This is a genomic window from Aeromonas intestinalis, assembly GCF_054052485.1.
On the sequence record NZ_JBSTYK010000012.1, the window covers coordinates 90,281 to 112,990 of the forward strand.

The following is a 22,710-nucleotide window of genomic DNA, read 5'->3' on the forward strand; positions in this document are numbered from 1 at the left end:
TTTTTCCCTCATGTTCATGGCGACCGGTCGGGTTGGATCCCGCGTTGATCCAAAGGGGCAACACGCACGGATGAACGCTTCAGTTGCGACACCGTGGTGTTACCCGCCAAGGATGAGCGGGGCCTTTTGCCCCTTCTTGCACAAGCAGGACTGTGGAGTGTCAGACTCCGTGGTACGCCCTGTACCAATGGACGAAACTCTCTACCCCTTCTTTCAATCCCACCCGGGGCCGATAGCCCGTCACCTCGAACAGGGTTTCGGTGTCTGCCCAGGTGGCGAGCACATCCCCCGGCTGCATGGGCAGCAGATTGCGGATGGCGGGTTTGCCGAGGGCCGATTCGATGGCGTCGACGAAGTCCAGCAGCCGCACCGGGCTGCCGTTGCCGATGTTCAGCAACCGGTAAGGGGCCGAGCTGGACTCCGTCTGTCCATGCCAGGCCGGGTTCGCCTGGGGAGGGCGATCGGCGACGCGCACTATCCCCTCGACGATGTCGTCGATATGGGTGAAGTCCCGGCTGAGCTGACCCTGGTTGTAGATGTCGATGGGCTCATCGTTGAGGATGGCGCGCACGAACTTGAACAGGGCCATGTCGGGGCGCCCCCAGGGGCCGTAGACGGTGAAAAAGCGCAGCCCCGTGGTGGGCAGGCCGTAGAGGTGGGAGTAGGAGTGGGCCATCAGCTCGTTGGCCTTCTTGCTCGCCGCATAGAGGGAGACCGGATGATCCACCCCGTCCGAGGTCTTGAACGGCATCTGCTCATTGAGGCCGTAGACGGAGCTCGAGGAGGCATAGATGAGGTGGCCGACCTCGTGTTGGCGGCACCCCTCCAGCACGGTGAGGGTGCCGGTGAGGTTGCTGTCGGCGTAGGCAAAGGGATTGTCCAGCGAATAGCGTACCCCCGCCTGGGCACCGAGGTGGATCACCCGATCGAATCGCTCCCGGGCAAAGAGGTCGGCGATGGCCAATCTGTCCGCAAGATCGATACGTTCGAAGCGAAAGCCGGGAAGGGGAAGGAGGCGCGCGAGGCGTGCCTCTTTCAGGCTCATCGCGTAGTAGTCATTCAGGTTGTCGATGCCGACCACCTGATGACCGTCGGCGCAAAGCCGCTTGACCACATGGAAGCCGATAAAACCGGCGGCGCCAGTGATCAGGTACTTCATTGCGTAGCCTCCAATCGGGGCTCTGGTTCCTGCCTAGCCGCTGGTTGCACATGGTGGCCGCGGCCGATGGCGTAGTAGGTAAAGCCGCGCTGGCGAAGGCGGGCCGGGTCATAGAGGTTGCGTCCGTCGAAGATGACGGCTTGCTTCAGGGTGCGCTGGATCAGCTCGAAATCGGGGGCGCGGAACTGCTGCCACTCGGTGCAGATGAACAGGGCGTCGGCACCCTTGAGGGCAGCCTCCTGGGTGCCGCACAAGGTCAGCTCGTCCCGCAGGTCATAGAGGCGCTGCGCCTCGTTCATGGCCTGGGGGTCGAACGCCTGCACCTTGCCGCCACCGGCCCAGATGGCCTCCATCAATACTCGGCTCGGTGCCTCTCGCATGTCGTCGGTATTGGGCTTGAAGGCGAGCCCCCAGAGGGCGAAGGTGTGCCCCGTCAGATCGGCACCAAAGTGCTGGTGCAACAACTCGATGAGTCTGTGTTTCTGACGATCGTTGACCCGCTCCACCGAGCGCAGCAGGGACGTGTCACAGCCCATCTCGGCTGCGGTGTGGATCAGTGCTCTCACATCCTTGGGGAAGCAGGAGCCGCCGTAGCCGCAGCCCGGATAGATGAAGTGGTAGCCGATGCGTGGATCCGCACCTATGCCCTTGCGCACCGCCTCTATGTCGGCCCCGAGCCGCTCCGCCAGTCCCGCCATCTCGTTCATGAAGGAGATTTTTGTCGCCAGCATGGCGTTGGCGGCGTACTTGGTCAGCTCGGCGCTGCGCGCGTCCATTTGGATGATGCGCCCGTGATTGCGGTTGAAGGGGGCGTAGAGCTCCTCCAGCAGCGACATGGCGTGGGCGGAATCCGTGCCGATGATGATGCGATCCGGCCGCAGACAGTCGGCAACGGCGGCGCCTTCTTTGAGAAACTCCGGATTGGACACTACCGCCAGGGGGAAGTGAACGCCACGCTCGGTGAGGGCGGCCTCGATGTGCCGGCGCACCCGGTGGGCCGTACCGACCGGCACCGTGCTCTTGTTGACGACCACCTTGCCAGCCTGCATCAGGCGGCCTATGGTACCGGCCACCCTCAGCACCTGTTGCAGATCGGCGCTGCCGTCTTCACCGGGCGGAGTGCCCACCGCGATGAAGATGAGCTCGGCAAAGCCCACGCCTTTTACCACGTCCGTGGTGAAATGCAGGCGACCGGCCTGATGATTGGCCTGAACCATGGGTGAGAGGCCGGGTTCGAAAATGGGGATGATGCCCTCTTTCAGGCGCGCTATCTTGGCGGCATCCACGTCCACGCAGGTGACCTGATGGCCCATCTCGGCCAGCACGGCGGCCTGCACCAGACCCACATATCCAATCCCGAAGAGGGTGACCCTCATCCTTTGTTGCTCCACAGGCAGTTGAAAGGGAGACATTTTAGAATGATTCGGCGTGACGAGCAGCGGAAACCGTCCGGTTTTTCAGTGAGGCTGCAGCCTGGGAAAGGACCTAGTGAGATATTTTGGTGCAAGGGTTGTAACGCATCCCTGACGCGCACCATTTTGGCGCATTCCATGACACTATTGTGATCCGGCTCACTCAAATCGGACACTGTCCCCATAACGAAGCTCGGCACACTGGGCTCGCGCCCCCAAGGGGCAACCCACACTCTTTTACTTCGCTATGGACTTTGGTTATGGACAACAAACCCCGCTCGGCGCATCCGGTCTATGAGGATGTGCTTGCCCTGCTGACCGCAGCAGGCTTCATCTCCCTCGGTATCTTTCTGTTTCATCAGGTGGGTCTGCTCACCGGTGGCACTGCCGGCCTCGCGCTCCTGTTGCAGCAGGTGACGGGCCTGAGCTTCGGCCTGCTGTTCTTCACCATGAACCTGCCTTTTTACACCCTGGCCTGGTTCAGGATGGGACCACGCTTCACTCTCAATACCTTCGCATCGGTGGCAACCGTCTCCTTCATGACGGATCACCTCAACGCCGTGCTGCAGATCGGCAAGATCGAGCCCGTCTATGCGGCCCTCATCGGCGGTACCCTGATCGGCATGGGGCTGCTCATCATGTTTCGTCACAAGTCGAGCCTGGGGGGCTTCAACATCCTGGCACTCTTCATTCAGGACAAGTTCGGCATCCGCGCTGGCAAGCTGCAAATGGGACTGGATTGCACCATCGTCATCGCCTCCTTCTTCGTGGTCTCCCCCTGGCTGCTGGCCCTCTCCGTGGTGGCGGCCATCCTCTGTAACCTGGTGTTGACACTCAACCACAAGCCGGGGCGCTACCAGATAGCCTGAATGAATAGCCAAAAACAAGAAGAGCGCCCGATGGCGCTCTTCTTGTCTGTGATGAATTGCGGCGGCTACACCACCATGGGCAGGCCGGTATCGGGGTGGTGCAGTACCTGGGCTGGATAGCCATACAACCGGGCGATAAGCTCCGGTGTGAGCACCTCGGTGGGGACACCGTCCGCCATCAACCGACCCTGTTCCAGCATCACCAGCCGATCGGCGTAGCGCGCCGCGAGGTTGAGATCGTGCAGCACCACCAGGACGGCGGTATGGCGACCGGCGAGGGCGCGGGCCATGGTCAGCAGTTGATGTTGATACTTGAGATCGAGCGCCGAGGTGGGCTCGTCCAGCAACAGGAGCCGGGGCTCCTGGGGTTCGTCGGGAGCTTGCCAGATCTGGGCCAGCACCCTGGCAAACTGCACCCGCTGGCGCTCCCCCCCCGACAGGCCGGGGTAGAGACGACCCGCCAGGTGTTCGACCCCGGCGTGGGTCATGGCGGCTTTGACTATCTCGTCCCGGCGGCTGCCCGGTTCGGTGTGGGGCAGGCGGCCCATGGCCACCACCTCTTCACAGAGAAAGGGGAAGTTGAGGGACGAACTTTGGGGCAGCACACCGACCCTGTGGGCCAGCGCCGTGCTGCCCCAGGCCTGGCGCTCCCGACCAAACAGGGAGATGGCGCCGTCGTACTCCAGCTCCCCGGTCAGGCACTTGAGCAGCGAACTCTTGCCCGCACCGTTCGGGCCGAGCAGGGCGGTCAGGGTACCCGATTGCAGGGTGAGGCTGAGCCTGTCGAGAATGAGGCGGCCACCTCGGCTGAGGCAGATATCCTGACAATCCAGCAGGGGGGAAGGGGCGGATCCGGGCAAGATGACGATCTCCTGTTACAGCGTCCGGCGACTCTTGACCAAGAGCCAGATGAAGAAGGGCGCGCCGAGCAGGGCCGTGATGATACCCACTGGCAGCTCGGCAGGGGCCAGCAGGGTGCGGGCCAGCATGTCGGCGCCGAGCAGCAAAGCGGCCCCCAGCAGGGCGGAGAGGGGCAGCAGGCGCACGTGGTTGGGGCCGGCGAGCAGCCTTACCAGATGGGGGACCACCAGGCCGACGAAGCCAATCATGCCCGCGACGGCGACGGCGACCCCGACGCCGGCGGCGGTGAGCAGGATGAGGCGACGCTTGAGGGATTGCACGTTGACCCCCAGATGACGTGCCTCACCTTCTCCCAGCAACAGGGCGTTGAGGGGATTGGCATCGCGCACGAACAGCAGCAGCAGGGCGGCCAGGGTTGCCAGGGCCAGGGCCACATCCATGGGTTTGCCGGCGGCGAGAGACCCCATCTGCCACAGGCTGAGGTTGCGCAGCATCTGATCGTCGGCCAGATAGGTGAGCAGGCCGATCACCGCGCCAGAGAGGGCCGTGATGGCGACCCCGGCCAGCAGCATGATGGTGACCGAGGTGCCCCCTTCACGGGTGCCCAGCAGATAGACCAGGGTGGTCGTCAGGGCACCGCCGAGGAAGGCTAGCAGGGGCAGCAGACCGAGGCCGAGCAGAGCCTGCAACTGCTGGCCCAGGGGGGCCAGCAGCACGATGGCGAGTGCCGCCCCCAGTGCCGCCCCGCCGGAGACCCCTATGATGCCGGGATCGGCGAGGGGGTTGCGAAACAGCCCCTGCATGACGGCGCCGCAGAGACCGAGTATGCCCCCCACGGCGATGCACAGCAGGGTGCGTGGCAGGCGGATCTCTTGGATTATCAGCAGCTTGTGGGCTTCTATCCCGCTCTCCTTGCCGGCAAACAGGGCCTGCAGGCTCTCGCCGAGAGTCAGGGACATGGGGCCGGTTGCCAGGGATCCGACCAACAGCAGTGCCAGGGCACCGCCGGTGAGGGCGAGCAGCCAGGGCAGGGGTAGACGCATCATGAACCCTGCTGGATCCACTGGGCTATCTGGTTGGCCTGTTGCAGGGAGCGCAGGCTGAGGCCCCCTTGCAGGGCGTGACCGTCGATGGCATGGATGGCTTTGTTCTTGCCCGCCGGGGTCGCGGTCAGGGCTGGCACCTGGCTCAGCACGCTGTCGACGTTCTGATATTGCTGCCAGTCACGGCCACTCACCAGTACCAGGTCCGGCTGCATCTCGATGAGGGCCTCGGTGGAGACGGGCTTGTAGTCGTGCAACTGGGCCACCGGGTTGACGCCGCCAGCCAGGGTGATCAGGGCGCTGGCGGTTGTGTTGCCACCGGCGATGCTGGTGGGTTGACCCTTGTGCAGCAACAGGAAGGCGACCTTGAGGGGCTTGTTCTGCTTGGCCTGGGCCGCCAGCTTGTCACTCTGGCTGGCGATGTCGGCTTTCAGCTTGGTGCCTGCGGCCGGGTTGCCGAGCAGCTGGGACAGGGTGTCGATACGCTCGTTCAGGTTGGCGAGGGTCGGGGCCGTGGCCATGACGTCGACCTTGACGCCGGCGCGGCGCAACTGTTCCAGGGTGGCGTTCGGGCCCATCTCGTCACTGCCCACCACCCGGGTGGGAGAGAGGCTCAGTATCCCCTCGGCGGCCAGGGCTCGGTGGTAGCCGACCTTGGGCAGGCTCTTTGGCTCGGGGCTGCTCACGTCGGTGGCGATGATGCTGGACTCGCCGCCCAGGGCCAGGATGAGTTCGGTGGTGGCCGGGCCGACGCTGACGATGCGTTCTTGTGCCATCGCAGGCAGGGTAGACAGGGAAAGAGTGGCGCAGCCGAGCAGGCTGAGTGCGAGGGCAAAACGACGGCCCATGCGAACCTCCGAAGGGTTAATGTAGTGTGGGATTGCCGCCGAGAATAGCAATCCCGCCATGAAATTGCACTGATAATAGTAGCGATTATCAATTGCGTTGCGAGGGCCGCTTTATTACAGTATCCGCCGCTAGACTGAGCGAGATAGCCAGATCAGGAGAACCGATGAGCATCGCACAACGCATTCATGAGCTGCTGGAGCAGGATCCCAGCGCCCATCCTTCCAGCATCGCCAGCCAGCTGGCGGTCAGCGAGTGGGAGGTGGTACGCCATCTGCCTGCCGAACTGATGACGCTGGTCCCGGGCGAGCAGGCGGAAGCCTTGCTGGCGGACCTGGCCAGCTGGGGCCCGGTGACCACCATCGTCGAGTCGGATGGTTCCATCTTCGAGGTGAAGGCTTCCTTCCCGAAAGGCAAGAGCGCCCGCGGCTACTACAACCTGATGGGCCGTGACGGCGAGATGCACGGTCACCTCAAGCTCGACAATGTGGTGGGCATCGCCCTGGTCAGCAAGCTGTTCATGGGCAAGGAAGGGCACTCCTTCCAGTTCTTCGGCCACAGCGGTCGCTGCATTTTCAAGGTCTATCTGGGTCGCGACGAGCAGCGTCAGCTGCTGCCCGAGCAGGTAGAGCGTTTCATGGCCCTGCGCCGTCAGTATCAAGAGGAAGTGAAAGCATGAGTGAACGTCAGGAACGTCTGCAGAACCGCCTGCAACCGGAGATCCGCGAGTTTCGTGACGGTTGCCGCACCCTGCAGCTCGCGACCGTGGATGCCGAAGGCAATCCCAACGCCAGCTACGCTCCCTTCGTGCTGCAGGAAGATGGCTACTATGTGCTGATCTCCGAGATCGCCCGTCACGCCCGCAACCTGCAACAGGTGCCCAAGGTGTCCCTGATGCTGATCGAGGACGAGACCGGTGCCCGCGAACTGTTCGCCCGCAAGCGCCTGACTTTCGATGCGGTCGCCGAAGTGGTCGCCCGTGATGACGTGCGCTGGGAAAAAGCCGTCGCCGCCCTGGAAGGGCGTTTCGGGGAGATAGTCAAAGGGCTCTCCAACCTCAAGGACTTCGTCCTGTTCCGTCTCAAGCCCGAGCAGGGTCTGTTCGTCAAGGGCTTCGGTCAGGCGTTCCGGGTCTCCGGCGACGAGCTGGTGGACTTCGTGCATCTGGTCGAGGGCCACAAGCGCATCGACAACGGTGCCGAGTTGACCAGCGAGACAGACGCCCCGGTCTGATGGGGTCTCACCGAGATGAACAACGGGCAGCCTGAGCTGCCCGTTTTGTTATGCGCTTTGTGACAACGGCGTTGCCGTCCACTCAGTCCTGCCAGGAGGCCCGGTTGGGGAAGGCGCTGCGATCGGCCTGGGTGGCGGTCTCGTTGCACTCTCCCCGGATCTTCCAGGAGGTCTGGCTCAGCACTATGTAGCCACTGTGGCAGTATTTGCGCTCGTCCAGGGTCTGGGTCAGCTGCTCATCCTGCAAGGCCTGGCGCCGTTCCAGCAGGCTGCGATTATTGCGGCTGAGATGGCTGTCATCATCGTCTTGCAGGCGGCTCGGCAGAACGTCGAGGGGGGCGGCCTCGAAGGTGAAGCGCTTGCTCCCCTCCTCGTTGATATGGGTGCGAAACAGGGGGGGCGGGCCATCCTGGGTCGAACCCGTCAGACCGGCGCAAGCGGTGAGTGCCGGCAACAGCAGCACGCAGAGGGCGGCAGGCAATAGACGCACGAAAGACTCCATCAGGGAAGGGGGACAGGGGCGCAGCTTATCACGCCAGCACCGCCTGGGGAGGCGCCAGCAGCGCATCCGTGGTGAGCAGGGTCACGCTTCTGCCTTCTGGCAGGCTGAGGTGACGCCACATCCAGTGGTGGTGCTCGATGATCTGCTCCGCACTGAGATGGGGCCTGTCTGCCGTGGTGTGGGCGTCGGTGAGCACAGTCACCTCGAAGCCCTTGCCGGCGGCACTGCGCAGGGTGGTATCGACGCAAAAATCGGTGGCACAGCCGCAGATGAGCAGCCTGTCCACCGCCTGTTCCGCCAGCAGGAAGCCGAGTTCGGTCCCGAGGAAGCTGTCACAGGCACTCTTGCGTACCCGGCTCTCCCCCGCGGCCGGGGTCAGATCGGCATGGAGCTGCCAGCCGGGGCTGTGGAGTTCGAGTTCGGAGCCCGGCTCCTCGTGCTGCACATAGATGACACGCCCCGCCTGGGCCCGCACATGGTCTGCCAACCGGTTGACGTTGGCGATGACCTGAGCGTCCTGATGACGGGGCTGCTCGAACAACCCCTGCTGCATGTCGATGATCAGTAACACGTCCATATGGGTTCCTCAGAACCCGCCCGCCATTGCGCCACTACTGTGCTGACAAGCCACATATATCACCATAAAACCATCATTTATCAGCATGAAAATGAGGTTTTATGCGATTCAGCCCCTTGGCCATGGGCGTGTCGCCCCGGGCGGCGGGCAGGTTCCTGACTGGTTATCAGGGTTGCAGCCACTGGCTGCAGTCACGACTGCGGGATTGATGCAGTGCGCCCATATCTTGCTTCATTTCATCGGCATTTAGCCAGCGTTCCGGCAGTGGCGCGATGCGAACCCTGACATCGGCCGCGCGTCCGGCGGGGGCCTTGTCATCGGTTTGCGGCACGATCAGGGCCACCTTGAGGGCCGGGTTGCGGCTGGCGATGCGGCTGGCGATGCCGAGCCCCCCTTCCACATGGAAGTTGCCCGCGATGTGCATGATGCGCTGGCCCGGGTGCTTGGCGAGGTAGTTGACCATGCTCTCGGCCATGGTGTCGTCCCAGCTGGTCTGGGCGGCGAAGCGGCGGGCGTTGCTGTCGGCGTCCCCGTGGTGCATGGAGGCCATGAACTTCTGGCGGTAGCCATCGTCACCCAGGGTGAGGGTCTGGGCCAGCTGGCTGCGACGGCTGGCGGGCAGCTTCTCCAGCCACTGGGGCCCTTCCTGGCCGACGCAGCTCACCAGCGGCTTGGGGGCGTTGGCGGCGATGACGGGCAGGTGCTGCGCCTTGGCAAATTCCACCAGGGGACGATAGTCGCTCGGGTAGTTGGGCCAGGCGTGACCCTCACGGATCAGCGCTGACTCGCCGATGCGGCCGGCCAGATAGGCATCCAGGGTGGCCTGATCGGCCCGGGTGAACTGCTCCATGGAGAGCGCCAGTCCCCGGCCATCGACCCGGGAGCGCTCGGCCAGTCCCGCCAGCAGGCGCGCCTGCAACAGGTGTACGGCCGGGTGGCTGTGCAATTCCCCCACCAGCACGATGTCGGCATCGACCACCCTGCCCAGCGCCTGGGAGAGGCTGAGGGACGCATCGCTCTGCCCTTCGCTGAGCTGATAGTGATAGAGGGTGTGGGGCGCGGGCGCCTGCGGGGGAGTGGCACAGGCGGCCAGCAGCAGGGGCAGGGCGAGCAGGGGCAGTCGTCGGATCATGGTATCTCACAGAGGCAGAGGCGCAGCACCAGACGATAACCGTATGGCGAGCAAGAGAAAACAGAGGGCGCTAGTGTAAAACCGAACTTGGACAAAAGAAAATGAGAATGATTCACTTTATTATTGATCTTTATTGATAGCTGAGTAATATGCCTTTCGCTTGATAATAATTCTCAATAAGGATTTTGCAGTGGCGCACAACAACACCCCATCATTGATTGCCCTCGCCGTGGCGGCTGGCCTGGTTTCCCCCGCTTTCGCCGCAGACAAGAAAGCTGATGAAGTCATGGTCGTCAGTGGCTCCCGGATGGAGCAGAAGCTGGAAGATGTCTCCGCTCCCATCGCCGTCATCACCTCTGAGCAGATCGAAGAGCAGGTCGTCACCAACGCGGCCGACCTGTTCCGCTACGAGCCAGGCGTGAGCGTGCAGGGCGGCGCGGGCGATGCCCAGACCTTTACCATCCGTGGCATGAGCGAGAATCGGGTGAAGGTCGTGCAGGATGGCGTGCGCCAGAACGATGCCTACAAGAACGGCGGTGTTGGTCAGACCTATTTCGACACCGACATGATCAAGCAGATTGAAGTGGCCAAGGGGCCGGCTTCCGCCGCTTACGGTTCCGATGCCCTGGGTGGCGTCATCGCCATCACCACCAAGGATGCGGAAGACTTCCTCAAGGGTCGTGACAGCTATCTGGACGCGACCACCGGCTACGCCTCCAGCAGCCACCAGAACATGGCGGGCTTCACCGGCGCCCTGCGCACCGGCGACTTCGAGAACCTGCTGCGCTACACCTGGCGCGATGGCGGTGTGACCCAGAACTACGATGGCGACAAGGACGAGTTCGACATCGTCAGCCAGGCCGTGCTGTTCAAGAGCAAGTGGAACTTCAGCGAGGATCAGTTCCTGAAGCTGACCGTCGACTATTTCACCGAAGGCCAGGATCCGGATGCCATCGACCTGAGCAAGACGAGCTCCGTCTTCAACCAGCCGATCACCGACAAGGACACCGACAACGTCTCCGTGGTGCTGGATCACGGCATCGCCCTGAACGCTGGCTGGGCTGATCGCATCGACAGCAAGGTCTACTATGCCCGCACCAAGCAGACCCTGGATCAGTACGCTTCCTCCAAGTACCCGGTCAACCCGCGCAACCCCTATGTGACCAAGAATTCCCTGGATCACAACGGCTTCGAGCAGGAGAGCCTGGGTGCCCAGGTGAAGTTCAGCAAGGCACTCGACAACCAGCGTCTGGCCTGGGGTGTGGAGTATGAGCACACCGACAACGAGCGTACCCGCTTCAAGGCCCCGACCGTACCCGGTGACTTCGTCGGTTACAGCGAGCTGAGCTTCCCGTCCACCACCAGCGAGCGCAGCGCCATCTGGGCCTTTGACGAGATCAAGTTCGGTGAGCGCTGGGTGCTGACCCCGGGCATGCGTTACGACTACTACAAGATGACCCCGGACGAAGATCCCGCCTACACCGGCGACAAGCTGCAGAAAGTCTCCGAAGGGGAGTTCTCGCCCAAGCTGGGTCTGGTGTTCAAGGCGCACGAGGCGGCCAACCTGTTCGCCCAGTACAGCCACGGCTTCAAGGCGCCCATGTATGACAACGCCTTCTCCACCCTGAACCACCAGGCATACGGCTACCGCATCGAGCCGAACCCGGATCTGAAGTCCGAGAGCAGCGACGGCATCGATCTGGGGGTGCGTGGCAGCGCCGGCGGCTTCAGCTACGAAGTGGCCACTTTCTACAACAAGTTTGACGACTTCATCGAGCTGGCCCAGGTCGGCACCGAAGGCCGCACCGCCGTTTACGAGTACCAGAACCTGGACAAGGCCACCACCAAGGGGGTCGAGGCCAAGGCGGATTACTGGTTGAACGATCTGGTCAACGTCTGGGGTAACCTGGCCTACATCGAAGGCAAGGACGGGGATGGCAACTACATCAACAGCCTGAGCCCGCTCAACGGCAGCCTGGGTCTGCGTCTGGAACAGCCGACCTGGAACATCAACACCGCCCTGCGCTTCGCCGATGACATGGACAAGGTGCGCAAGGATGCCCGTGGCAACGACTACATCAAGAGCGCTGGCTGGGGTGTGGTTGACCTCTACGCCCAGTTCAAGCCCCTGCAGGACCTGCAGCTCAACGTCGGTGTATTCAACTTGTTCGACAAGGAGTACACCACCTACGAGAGCATGACGGGTCTGGCCGCGAGCAGCAGCACCGAGCACCTGAGCGAGCCGGGTCGTAACCTGAGCGCCCGCGTCAAGTACGTGTTCTGATAGCGCACACCGCAACAATGAAAAGGGGCCTGATGGCCCCTTTTTTTATGCCTGTCGTCTGACATGGGCCATGGGCGGCCCGGGGCCGTGCCATACAGGGTGCCCGTCATCGTCATGCAGCCGAGGCCGATGGCAGAGGCTGGCTACCCCTGGCCTAGCGTCCGGTGTTTCATGCTGCTCTCCTGCCGGTGTGAGGGGCGCTTGCGGCGCACCGGCTCATGAATGAAGAGGGCATGAACGGATGTGCCGAGCGCCGAGGGACAATGTCCTGGCGCTGGCCCGATTCATTGTCCCTCCTGCTCGCAGGCGAGCCACTGCGGGGAACGGGGGGAGGCAGGGGTCTCCCCCCTGGCCGCGATGCCGGAGGAGGGCGCCGCATCGAAGCGGACATAGCGGGCCGAGATCAGCAGGGCGGCCAGCAGGAAGAGCGCGCCACCCTGCAGGGCGAGACCTGTGTGTCTGGCCATGGCGGCGACATCGTGGACGGGAGCCTGACCCCCGGCATAGACCACGACCAGGATGGCGAGCCCGAGGGAGGCGCCAAGCTGATGGGCCACGTTCAGCACGCCGGAGGCGGCGCCGGCGTTGCGACTTTCCACCCCAGCTACCCCCGCCACCGTGAGGGGGGCCAGCACCCAGCCCTGACCCAGGCCGATGAGCACCATGGGGGGCAAGACGCCGAGCAGATACGAGCTCTGGGTGGCGGCGAGGCCGAGCCAGAGTACCCCGGCCGTACACAGGATGAGGCCGCACAGCAGCATGGTGCGCTGGCCGATGCGCCGCGCCATGGCGGGGACCGTCACCGAGGTGGCAAATTGCGGCACCGTCACCGGTACGAAGGCGAGCCCCGCCAGCATGGGGGAGAAGCCGAGCACCCCTTGCAGATACTGGGCGGTGAAGAACCAGAAGCCTGCCATGCCGCACAGAAACAGCAGACGGGCGGCATAGGCACCGTTGCGGCCCGGATGGGTGAGCAGGGAGAGGGGCAGCAGCGGTTGGCTGGCCCGGCTCTCCGTCCACAGGAAGGCGGCGAGCAACAAGAGGCCGGCACCCAGGCTCCCCCAGGTGAGGGGGGAGGCCCAGCCTGCTTCGGCTGCCTCGACGATGCCAAACACCAGGGCACCCATGCCGAGGGTGGAGCTCAGGGCCCCGGGGAGATCGAAGCGTCCGCGGTGGCGATCCGTCTCATGGATGTAGCGCAGGCTGCCGGCGATGAACAGCAGGCCGATGGGCAGATTGATGAGAAAACCGGCGCGCCAGGAGACGAGATCCGCCAGCAGGCCCCCCAGTACCAGTCCCACGGTGGCGCCGATGCCGGCCGCCGCCGCATACCAGGCGAGGGCCCGGGTGCGCGCCTGCCCCTCCTCAAAGTGGGTGGCGATGAGGGCGAGGGTGGAGGGGGCCAGCACGGCGGCCCCCAGCCCCTGAATGGCGCGAAACGCGATCATCCAGGCCGGGGACTGGGCCGCCCCGATGGCGACGGAGGCCAGGGTGAAGATGGCGAGCCCCAGCATGAACATGCGGCGGCGGCCGAGGATGTCGCCGGCCCGGGCCCCCAGCAGCAGGAAGCCGCCGAAGGTCAGGGTATAGGCATTCTGGATCCACGACAGCCCGGCCGGGCTGAAACCGAGCGCACTCTGGATGCGTGGCAGGCCGGTCAGCACGATGGAGATGTCGATGACGATCATCAGGTAGCTGGCCATGATGATGGCGAGCACGGGGCCGCGATGGGTTGGGGAGCTTGTCTGTGTCATGTTGCTGGGTCCACGGGCACCATGCCCAAGATCAGTGCCAAAGATTAAGTGCCAAAGGGATGTGTCAACGATGGAAGCCAACGCCCGTGGCCGGTGATAGAGGGCCGCGTCAGGAGGCTGATGACCGCTACTTTAGGCGCTCGATAGTCATCACACTAGACGGTAAACTTGGGAATGAATTACAACCAAATGATGTAAATGCTCGGAGTGAGCTCATGATCAACGAATTGCGCTCCATCACCACCTTCGTGCGGACCGCCGAACTCGGCAACCTCAGCAAGGCGGCAAAGTCGCTGCAGATCTCCCCCCAGGCGGCCAGCAAGGCCCTCGGCCAGCTGGAGGCCTACCTCGGGGTGCGACTGTTTCACCGCACCACCCGCAGTCTCTCCCTGACCGAGGAGGGGCAGCGCTTCCTCGAGGCCAGCCAGCCCTCCCTGCTCGGATTGCAGCAGGCGTTGCAGACGGCCAGGCACAGCCGGGAGGAGAATGCGGGTTCCCTTCGCATCGTCGGACCGCGTACCGTGTTGCACGCCCTCATCGGCCCCCTGCTCGACGAGTTCGGCCACCTCTATCCCGCCGTGCAGCCGGATATCCAGCTGGATGACAGGTTCGGCGACTGGGTGGCGGATCGGGTGGATGTCGGCTTTCGTCTCGGCAATCCACCCCAGGAGGGGTTGGTTGCTCGCCGTCTGTTCCCGCTGCAACTCATCATCTGCGCCAGCCCCGCCTATCTTCGCACGCACGGGGTGCCCCGCAGTCTGCAGGATCTGGGGCAACATCGCTGCAGCGCCTTTCGCCGCAGCCAGGACGGTCGCATCGCCCCCTGGCGGGTGCGGGTCGGGGAGAGCGTACAGGAGCTGCTGGTCACCCCGACCTTCTCCACCAACGATGAGGAACTGGAGCTGCGTGCCGCCCTGGCCGGCAGCATCATCGGCCAGTTCGCGGGCTCGACGGTCGCCCCCCATATCCGGACCGGGCGGCTGGTGCCGCTGTTGCTTGAACATGTGCGCGACAGCCTGAGCTTCTATCTCTACTACGGCAGCCGCACGGCGCAGCCCGCCCGGGTGCGCCGCTTCATCGATCTCTGCATCGCGCGGCTCGGGGAGAGCCAGGAGCACCTGCTGAACCAGGGGGAGCTTGAGATCGCGCAGGCACAGGGATTGGCGTTGCTGGAGTAGGGCTGCCTGTCCCATCGAGGGCGGGCGTCCCGTGGGCATGTTGAGACAAAGGCCCCATTTTGTTGATATTGATGAGGTTATCCCAGGGATCCCTAGGGATACCTGGGCCAGGATGGGGTATTCTCTATGCCCCTTGCGCCATTGCCGAGTCTCTATGCCCGCCTTCTCCTGGTTAGCCCTCTTCTTCGGGGCCTTCTATTTCGTCTATGGCGCCTACCTGCCGTTCTGGTCGCTCTGGCTGGAGGGGATCGGGGTGAGCGCCGAACAGATAGGTCTGCTGCTCGGTGCCGGCATGGCGATACGTTTTGCTGGCAATCTGCTGATCATGGGGCGGATCAAGGGAGCGAGGCAGCTGCTGCCGCTGATCCGTCTGCTCTGCCTCTTGAGTCTGCTGGCCTTCCTCGGATTCTATCTGAGTCACCATCTCTGGTGGCTGGTGGCGCTGACCCTGGTGGCAAACTTCATCTATCCGACCCTGATGCCGGTGGGGGAGGCGCTGGCCACCCGCATGGTGGTGCAGACCCACCTCGACTACGGCAAGGTGCGGCTGTGCGGCTCCTTCGCCTTCATCGTCGCCTCGACCCTGGTGGGGGCCCTGGTGGGCAACTTCGGCAGCGACTGGGTGTTGCACACCATGGCGGCGGGCCTGCTGCTGATGCTGGTGCTGAGTCTGCTGCCCCTCCATCCCGCGCCACAGGAGTTGGTGGGGGAGCGAGCCAGGGCCTCCCTGAGAGAGACCCTGAAGTCCGCCTCGGTGCGGCGCTTCCTGCTCATCACCGCCCTGCTGCAGGGCAGTCACGCCGCCTACTACGGTTTCAGCGCCATCTACTGGAAGGCCGAGGGCTACAGCGGTACCGTCATCGGCTACCTCTGGGCGCTGGGGGTGGTGGCGGAGATCTGCATGTTCGCCGCCGACAAGCGCTTCCTGCAGCGCTTCGGTGCCCAGAGCCTGTTTTTTATCGGTGCCATCGGCTGCGTGGTGCGCTGGGCCCTGCTCGGCGCCTCCAGCGAGATCGGTGTGCTGGTGCTCGGCCAGCTGCTCCATGCGGTGACCTTCTGCATCAGCCACCTGGGCGCCATCCGCTTCATGACCCGCCAACTGCCTCCCGAGCAGATGATCCCGGCCCAGGGGCTCTATGCGGCCCTCGGCCTAGGCATGGTGGTGGCGGCGCTGATGACCCTCTGCGGCGTGTTGTTCGAGCCCCTTGGTGGCGGCATCTTCTACCTCATGATATTGGTGGTGCTGCCGGTGTTCGTGTTGCGCCTGCGCGATGTGACCCCTGCCGGGAGGCATTCATGATCACCACTTCGCGGCGCGACGGTTGGGCGGCGCCTCTCATCTATCTGGACAAGGGAGTCTGAGCAGATGCACCAAGGATGGTTGCTGATCGGGTTGTCGCTCGCCTATCTGGGCCTGCTGTTCCTCATCGCCTTCGTGGCGGACAAGAGCAAGCGCCGCCGCCTCAAGGGGCAGCCCCTGCTCTACAGCCTGTCGCTCGCGGTCTATTGCACCTCCTGGACTTTCTTCGGCACCGTGGGCCAGGCCAGCGAGTCCCCCTGGTCTCCCGTCCCCATCTACCTCGGCCCCATGCTGGTGTTCCTGTTCGGCTGGCGGCTGCTGGCTCGCCTCATCCTGGTGGCCAAGCGCGAGCACATCACCTCCATCGCCGACTTCATCGCCGCCCGCTACGGCAAGTCCCAGCGACTGGCCATGGTGATCACCCTGATCGCCGTGATGGGGATACTTCCCTACCTGGTATTGCAGCTCAAGGCGATCGTCACCGGGCTGGATCTGCTGATGGCGAACTCGGTGCCGGCAGGACCCACTGGCAATACCGGGGAGTTGGCTCTGGGTGTCACTATCATACTCGCCCTTTTCAGCATTTTGTTCGGCACCCGCAACCTGGATGCCACCGAACACCATCGCGGCATGGTGGTGGCCATCGCCTTCGAGTCCCTGGTCAAGCTGCTCGCCTTCATGGCGGTGGGGGGCTTCGCGCTCTGGCTCATCATCAGCGAGCCGAGCCAGAGTCGCTCTCTGGTGGCCAGCGACTTCATGGATGCCGTGGTGGATGTCTCCCCGGGCAGCCTGCTGGAGCTCGCCATCTATACGCTGGTAGCCATGTGCGCCGTCATCTGCCTGCCGCGCCAGTTCCATGTGACTGTGGTGGAGAACAACCAGGGTCAGGATCTGCACTGGGCGCGCTGGGTCTTCCCGCTCTATCTGTTCCTGATGGGGCTCTTCATCTGGCCTCTGGCCCTGGCGGGCAAGCAGTGGGTGGGGGCGGATCTGGGGTCTGACACCTATGTCATCAGTCTGCCCATGTCCCTGGGGTTCGACGGCATGGCGATGCTGGCCTTCCTCGGCGGTACCTCGGCGGCCACCGGCATGGTGATCGTCTGCACCATCGCCCTGGCCATCATGGTCAGCAACGATCTGGTGCTGCCGGTGTTGCTGCGCCGCTTCTGGCAGCAGGGGCGGGATGAGCGGCTGATGCGGTTGCTGCTGCAGGTGCGCCGCGGCGTCATCCTGCTGATCCTGCTGGCGGCCTGGACCCTCTACCTCTGGCTCGGGGATCTCACCAGCCTCTCCCGCATCGGTTATCTGTCGTTCGGGGCCGTGGCCCAGTTTGCCCCGGCGCTGCTGCTCGGCCTCTATTGGCGTCATGGCAACCGCAAGGGGGTCTATCTCGGCCTCGGCCTCGGGGTCAGCCTCTGGTTCCTGACGTTGCTGGCGGAAAGCGGCCTGCTGGCGGGCTCCCCCCTGGAGGCCCTGCTGGCGCCGCCCAACTGGCCCGCATTCCGGGAGCTGAGCCTCGGGGCCTGGTGCATCTTCATCAGCCTCCTGCTCAACCTCATCGGCTATGTGGCGGGGTCCTTGCTGTCGCGGGCGGCGGTGAGCGAGCGATTGCAGGCGGCGAACTTCGTCGGCAAGCCGAGCCGGGATCAGGCGACCCTCTATCAGGCGCGGGTCTCGGTCAAGGAGCTGGAGATGCTGGCGGCCCGCTTCGTCGGCTCCAGCCGGGTCAAGCGGGCCTTCGGCCGTTTCGCCGGCGAACACGGCGGTACCCTGGCGCCCCAGATGCAGGCCTCTGCCGAACTTATCGCCCACACGGAGCGGCTGCTGGCCGGGGTGTTCGGTACCTCCTCGGCGCGGCTGGTACTGGCCTCCGCCCTGCAGGGGCGCAACATGCAGCTCGAGGAGATCGCCACCATAGTGGACGAGGCCTCGGACGTGTTTCGCTTCAACCGGGGCCTGCTGCAGGGGGCCATCGAGCACATGGGGCAGGGGATCTCGGTGGTGGACAGGGAGCTCAAGCTGGTGGCCTGGAACCGGCGCTATATCGAGCTGTTCCACTATCCACACGGCCTCATCCAGGTGGGGCGTTCCATCGAGGAGATCATTCGCTACAACGCCGAGCAGGGGCTGTGCGGCCCCGGTGAAATTGAAGCCCATGTGGCGCGCCGGGTTGCCTTCATGCAGCGGGGCAGCCCCCACGTCTCGGCCCGGGAGCGGCCGGATGGCCGGGTGATCGAGATGCAGGGCAACCCCATGCCGGCGGGGGGCTTCGTCATGACCTTCACCGACATCACCCCGTTTCGGGCGGCGGAGCGGGTGCTGCGGGAAGCGAATGAGCACCTGGAGGCGCGGGTGGCGGAGCGTACCCGCGAGCTGTCGGCGCTCAACAGCCAGCTGCTGCTGGTGAACCAGCAGGTGGAGCGGGCCAATCACTCCAAGAGCCGCTTCCTCGCGGCGGTGAGCCACGATCTCACCCAACCCCTCAATGCCGCCAAGCTGTTTACCTCCTCCCTGCTGGAGATGCTGCCAGGGGAGCAGGGAGTGGAGCAGAGGGCTGAGCAGATCCGGATCGCCCGCCACATCGACGATGCTCTGGGGGCGACCGAGGATCTCATCACGGATCTGCTGGATATTTCCCGGCTCGAAGCGGGCAAGTTCAAGGCGAAGAAGCTGGACTTCGCCCTGCGGGACGTGTTCGACAACCTCAAGGCAGAGTTCGGGGTGCTGGCCCAGGCGGGGGACATCCAGTTCTCCGTGGTGGAGAGCGGGCTCGCGGTCCACAGCGACGTGCGTCTGCTGCGCCGGGTGCTGCAAAACTTCCTCACCAATGCGTTTCGCTACAACCCGGGGGGGCGGGTGCTGCTCGGCTGTCGCCGGCTCGGGAACAAGGTGCGCATCGAGGTGTGGGACAACGGTCCCGGCATCCCCTACGACAAGCAGGAGACCATCTTCGACGAGTTCTCCCGTCTCGATCACTCCCGCACCGCCCGCGAGCAGGGGCTCGGCCTCGGGCTCGCCATCGCCCGCGGCATCTCCCTGGTGCTGGGCCATCAGCTCTCGCTGCGCAGCTGGCCGGATGTGGGCTCGGTGTTTGCCATCACCCTCAATCTTGCGGCTCGCCCCGTGCAGCCACAACCGGTGGCAGCCCCCGTGGTGCGGGACAGCCAGCTGGAGGGGGTCAGGATCCTCTGCATCGACAACGAGGAGGACATCCTCACTGCCATGGCCTCCCTGCTGGGGCGTTGGGGTTGCGAGGTACGCTGTGCCCAGAGTCAGGCCCAGGCGGAGGATCTCATTGCAGGTGGCTTCCTGCCGCGGCTGGTGCTGTCGGATTATCACCTCGATGACGGCAAGACGGGGCTGCAGGCCCTGCACATGATCCGGCTGGCCCATGGCAATGGCATCGACGGCATCATCATCAGTGCGGATCGCAAGAGCGAGTTGCAGGCCCAGATCCGTGAACACGGTTATGGCTATATCAGCAAACCGGTCAAACCCCTCAAGCTCAGGGCCCTGATGAACAGCCTGCTGCTACCCATTGCGTGACTGCATTCACAGAATCCATCTTTGATTGGATGGGGTGATAATGGTTATCAATCCATACTATCGGCGACGTTGTTATCTTTTGGCTGCCTGATCGCAGCCAACTGTCAATAGTGAGTCCCGGTCACTGTCATATTTACTAGGTGGCGGGGCCAGCTCTCTCATCTATAGTCATTCGGCGATTATTTTCGTCGCAAATCAAGTTGTGCAAAAAGGCAAACCGGGTGAAAGCCCGGGACGCAAAGCCTCCGGTCTAAGGGTCCGAGTACCTAAGATAGCGGGGCCACCACAGGTTGTATCGTCCATGGAGCCAAGCCATGGTGACGATGTTGTCTGCGTTACCTGTCAGGTTGCGTTGCCTTTTTCGTTGTTCATACCAATAACGAAATAAGGAAGTTCAACTATGTTCAGTCCAAAACATTCCCTGCTGGCCTTGCTGGTCGGGGGGATCTGCTCTACCTCCGCCTTCGCCGCCGCCCCTGGTAAACCCACCATTGGGTCGGGGCCCACCAAGTTCGCCATCGTTGAAGTCGATCAGGCTGCCACCTCTTACAACAAGCTGGTCACCGTCCACAAGGATGGGGCCCCGGTCAGCGTGACCTGGAACCTCTGGTCCGGTGATGTGGGCCAGACCGCCAAGGTGTTGCTCGATGGCAAGGAAGTGTGGTCCGGCGCCGCCAGCGCGGCGGGTACCGCCAATTTCAAGGTCACCAAGGGTGGCCGCTACCAGATGCAGGTGGCCCTGTGCAACGCCGATGGCTGCACCCTCTCCGACAAGAAGGAGTTGATGGTCGCCGACACGGACGGCAGCCATCTGGTCCCCCTCAAGGCGCCGCTGCAAGAGAACAACAAGCCCTACGTCAACAAGTCCGGCAAGGTGGTGGGTGCCTACTACGTGGAGTGGGGTGTCTATGGTCGCAAGTTCACCGTGGACAAGGTCGCGGCCCAGAACCTGACCCATATCCTCTATGGCTTCACCCCCATCTGCGGCGGTAATGGCATCAACGACAGCCTGAAAGAGATCTCCGGCAGCTTCGAGGCGCTGCAGCGTGCGTGCGCCGGTCGCGAGGACTTCAAGGTCGCCATCCATGATCCCTGGGCAGCGATCCAGATGTCGCAAGGCAACCTCAGCGCCTGGGATGAGCCTTACAAGGGCAACTTCGGCAACCTGATGGCCCTCAAACAGGCTTATCCGGACCTCAAGATCCTCCCTTCCGTGGGCGGCTGGACCCTGTCCGACCCCTTCTACTTCCTGGGGGACAAGACCAAGCGTGACACCTTCGTCGCTTCGGTCAAAGAGTTCCTGCAAACCTGGAAATTCTTCGATGGCGTGGATATCGACTGGGAGTTCCCGGGCGGTCAGGGCGCCAACCCCAGCCTGGGTGGCCCGGCTGACGGTGCCACCTATGTGGTGCTGATGAAAGAGCTGCGCGTCATGCTGGATGAACTGGAAGCCGAGACCGGCCGCCAGTATGAGCTGACTTCGGCCATCAGCGCCGGCGGCGACAAGATTGCCAAGGTCGACTATCAGGCGGCCCAGCAGTACATGGATTACATCTTCCTGATGAGCTACGACTTCAGCGGCGCCTTCGATCTGAAGAACCTGGCTCACCAGACCAACCTGTTTGCCTCCAACTGGGATCCTGCCACCAAGTACACCACCGACAAGGGCGTCAAGGCGCTGCTCGGCCAGGGGGTCACCCCGGGCAAGGTCGTGGTGGGGGCGGCCATGTATGGTCGTGGCTGGACCGGGGTCAATGGCTACTCGGCCGGCAGCCCCTTCACCGGCACCGCCACCGGCCCCGTCAAGGGCACCTGGGAGAACGGTGTGGTGGATTATCGCGACATCGTCAACAACCGCATGGGCGCGGGCTGGGAGCAGGGTTATGACGAGGTGGCCGAAGCGCCATATGTCTTCAAGGCCAGCACCGGGGATCTCATCAGTTTCGACAACGATCGGTCGGTCAAGGCCAAGGGGCAGTATGTGCTGGCTAACCAGCTCGGCGGTCTGTTCGCCTGGGAAATCGATGCGGACAACGGTGACATCCTCAACGCCATGCACGAGGGGCTCGGTCACGGTGAAGGCACCACGCCGCCCGCCAACAAACCACCGGTGGCCAACGCCGGCAGCGATCTGAGCGTCACCGGCCCGACCGAGGTGACCCTCAATGGTTCCGCTTCCCATGATCCCGAGAGCGGCGTGCTGACCTACGCCTGGAAGCAGGTCTCCGGCCCGCAGGTCTCCCTGCTTGACGCCACCCAGGCCAAGGCTCGTGTGGTGCTGGACGGCGTCAGTGCGGACATCAATCTGGTGTTCGAGCTGACGGTGACCGACGATCACAACCTCACGGCCAAGGATCAGGTGGTGGTGACCAACAAGGCGCCGCAGCCGAACCTGGCTCCCGTGGTCACAGTGCCGGCCACCGCCACCGTGGAGTCCGGCAAGCAGGTGACCATCAAGGCCACCGCTTCGGATCCCAACGGCGACACCCTGACCTATCAGTGGAGCCTGCCGGCGGGTCTGACCGCCACTGGTCAGAACAGTGCGACCCTGGTGGTCACGGGCCCGAGCGTCACCAGCGACACCCCCTATGACCTGACGCTGGTGGTGACCGATGGTGCCCTGGATGCCAGCGCCACTACCCGTTTGACCGTCAAACCGGTCAGCACCGGCGGTGGCTGTGAGGCAACCGATCCGGATGCGGCAAACCATCCGGCCTGGAGTGCCAGCACCGTCTACAACACCAATGACAAGGTGAGCCACAAGCAACTGGTGTGGCAGGCCAAGTACTGGACCCAGGGCAACGAGCCGAGCCAGACTGCGGATCAGTGGAAGCTGGTGAGCCCGGTGCAGCTTGGCTGGAATGCCGGTGTGGCCTACAACGCCGGGGAGTTCACGACCTATAACGGCCGCAAGTGGAAGGCGCAGTACTGGACCAAGGGCGACGAGCCCGGCAAGGCTGCCGTCTGGGTCGATCAGGGAGCTGCGAGCTGCAACTGATGACAGTGCATGAATG

17 protein-coding genes and 1 riboswitch are annotated in these 22,710 nt (G+C 63.7%); of the genes, 8 read left to right on the forward strand and 9 right to left on the reverse strand.

Annotated features, from left to right (window positions below; all coding sequences use genetic code 11):
* Positions 1-160: 160 nt before the first annotated feature.
* Positions 161-1,159: an NAD-dependent epimerase gene (locus ACW5W7_RS15745; RefSeq protein WP_456502314.1), complete on the reverse strand. Its 999-nt coding sequence runs from the start codon at positions 1,157-1,159 to the stop codon at positions 161-163.
* A complete protein-coding gene (locus ACW5W7_RS15750; RefSeq protein ID WP_456502315.1) occupies positions 1,156-2,535 on the reverse strand; it encodes a UDP-glucose dehydrogenase family protein in 1,380 nt (459 codons plus the stop codon). Before ACW5W7_RS15750 ends, ACW5W7_RS15745 begins: the two co-directional genes overlap by 4 nt.
* Before the next feature lie 296 nt (positions 2,536-2,831).
* Between ACW5W7_RS15750 and ACW5W7_RS15755 the strand changes: the two genes are divergently transcribed.
* The gene (locus ACW5W7_RS15755; RefSeq protein ID WP_456502316.1) at positions 2,832-3,440 is read left to right on the forward strand and encodes a YitT family protein; all 609 of its coding nucleotides are present in this window, start codon (positions 2,832-2,834) and stop codon (positions 3,438-3,440) included.
* Between the two features lie 65 nt (positions 3,441-3,505).
* On the opposite strand, the gene ACW5W7_RS15760 is transcribed toward ACW5W7_RS15755, so the two are convergent.
* Genes ACW5W7_RS15760 through ACW5W7_RS15770 form a run of 3 tightly spaced genes read right to left on the reverse strand, consistent with a single transcriptional unit; the run spans position 3,506 to position 6,192 of the window.
* Positions 3,506-4,300, reverse strand: coding sequence for a heme ABC transporter ATP-binding protein (locus tag ACW5W7_RS15760; protein ID WP_456502317.1), 795 nt, complete (start codon positions 4,298-4,300; stop codon positions 3,506-3,508).
* A gap of 15 nt (positions 4,301-4,315) precedes the next feature.
* Positions 4,316-5,347 (reverse strand): FecCD family ABC transporter permease, encoded by a 1,032-nt coding sequence (locus ACW5W7_RS15765; protein ID WP_456502318.1) that lies wholly within the window; start codon positions 5,345-5,347, stop codon positions 4,316-4,318.
* Positions 5,344-6,192 carry a heme/hemin ABC transporter substrate-binding protein gene (locus tag ACW5W7_RS15770; protein ID WP_349921198.1) on the reverse strand — a complete coding sequence of 283 codons (849 nt, stop codon included), beginning with the start codon at positions 6,190-6,192 and terminating at the stop codon, positions 5,344-5,346. Before ACW5W7_RS15770 ends, ACW5W7_RS15765 begins: the two co-directional genes overlap by 4 nt.
* A gap of 164 nt (positions 6,193-6,356) precedes the next feature.
* On the opposite strand from ACW5W7_RS15770, the gene hutX reads away from it, so the two are divergent.
* Positions 6,357-6,869 carry a heme utilization cystosolic carrier protein HutX gene (gene hutX, locus ACW5W7_RS15775; protein WP_349921199.1) on the forward strand — a complete coding sequence of 171 codons (513 nt, stop codon included), beginning with the start codon at positions 6,357-6,359 and terminating at the stop codon, positions 6,867-6,869.
* Entirely contained in the window at positions 6,866-7,423 is a 558-nt protein-coding gene (gene hutZ, locus ACW5W7_RS15780; protein ID WP_349921200.1) for a heme utilization protein HutZ, read from the forward strand. Before hutX ends, hutZ begins: the two co-directional genes overlap by 4 nt.
* Positions 7,424-7,505: 82 nt before the next feature.
* Here the strand turns inward: hutZ and ACW5W7_RS15785 are convergent, their stop codons facing one another.
* From ACW5W7_RS15785 to ACW5W7_RS15795, 3 genes are all read right to left on the reverse strand, one after another.
* Positions 7,506-7,913 (reverse strand): hypothetical protein, encoded by a 408-nt coding sequence (locus ACW5W7_RS15785; RefSeq protein WP_456502319.1) that lies wholly within the window; start codon positions 7,911-7,913, stop codon positions 7,506-7,508.
* 40 nt (positions 7,914-7,953) lie between these two features.
* Complete coding sequence (locus ACW5W7_RS15790) at positions 7,954-8,502, reverse strand: cysteine hydrolase family protein (RefSeq protein WP_456502320.1); 549 nt, start codon at positions 8,500-8,502, stop codon at positions 7,954-7,956.
* 166 nt (positions 8,503-8,668) lie between these two features.
* Positions 8,669-9,634 carry a ChaN family lipoprotein gene (locus tag ACW5W7_RS15795; RefSeq protein ID WP_456502321.1) on the reverse strand — a complete coding sequence of 322 codons (966 nt, stop codon included), beginning with the start codon at positions 9,632-9,634 and terminating at the stop codon, positions 8,669-8,671.
* A gap of 190 nt (positions 9,635-9,824) precedes the next feature.
* Here ACW5W7_RS15795 and ACW5W7_RS15800 point away from each other — a divergent pair, with 190 nt between their 5' ends.
* Positions 9,825-11,918: a TonB-dependent hemoglobin/transferrin/lactoferrin family receptor gene (locus tag ACW5W7_RS15800; RefSeq protein ID WP_349921204.1), complete on the forward strand. Its 2,094-nt coding sequence runs from the start codon at positions 9,825-9,827 to the stop codon at positions 11,916-11,918.
* Between the two features lie 284 nt (positions 11,919-12,202).
* Here the strand turns inward: ACW5W7_RS15800 and ACW5W7_RS15805 are convergent, their stop codons facing one another.
* Positions 12,203-13,672: an MFS transporter gene (locus tag ACW5W7_RS15805; protein WP_456502322.1), complete on the reverse strand. Its 1,470-nt coding sequence runs from the start codon at positions 13,670-13,672 to the stop codon at positions 12,203-12,205.
* A 215-nt stretch (positions 13,673-13,887) separates the two neighbouring features.
* On the opposite strand from ACW5W7_RS15805, the gene ACW5W7_RS15810 reads away from it, so the two are divergent.
* The 4 genes from ACW5W7_RS15810 to ACW5W7_RS15825 all read left to right on the forward strand — a co-directional run bounded on the left by ACW5W7_RS15810 (position 13,888) and on the right by ACW5W7_RS15825 (position 22,694).
* Complete coding sequence (locus tag ACW5W7_RS15810; RefSeq protein WP_456502323.1) at positions 13,888-14,850, forward strand: LysR family transcriptional regulator; 963 nt, start codon at positions 13,888-13,890, stop codon at positions 14,848-14,850.
* A gap of 154 nt (positions 14,851-15,004) precedes the next feature.
* Positions 15,005-16,150 carry a 3-phenylpropionate MFS transporter gene (locus ACW5W7_RS15815; RefSeq protein WP_456502324.1) on the forward strand — a complete coding sequence of 382 codons (1,146 nt, stop codon included), beginning with the start codon at positions 15,005-15,007 and terminating at the stop codon, positions 16,148-16,150.
* A 66-nt stretch (positions 16,151-16,216) separates the two neighbouring features.
* On the forward strand, positions 16,217-19,696 hold the full coding sequence (locus tag ACW5W7_RS15820) for a hybrid sensor histidine kinase/response regulator (RefSeq protein WP_456502325.1): 3,480 nt from the start codon (positions 16,217-16,219) through the stop codon (positions 19,694-19,696).
* Between the two features lie 201 nt (positions 19,697-19,897).
* Positions 19,898-19,984, forward strand: a riboswitch (cyclic di-GMP riboswitch).
* 112 nt (positions 19,985-20,096) lie between these two features.
* Positions 20,097-22,694: a glycosyl hydrolase family 18 protein gene (locus tag ACW5W7_RS15825; protein WP_456502326.1), complete on the forward strand. Its 2,598-nt coding sequence runs from the start codon at positions 20,097-20,099 to the stop codon at positions 22,692-22,694.
* Positions 22,695-22,710 lie beyond the last annotated feature (16 nt).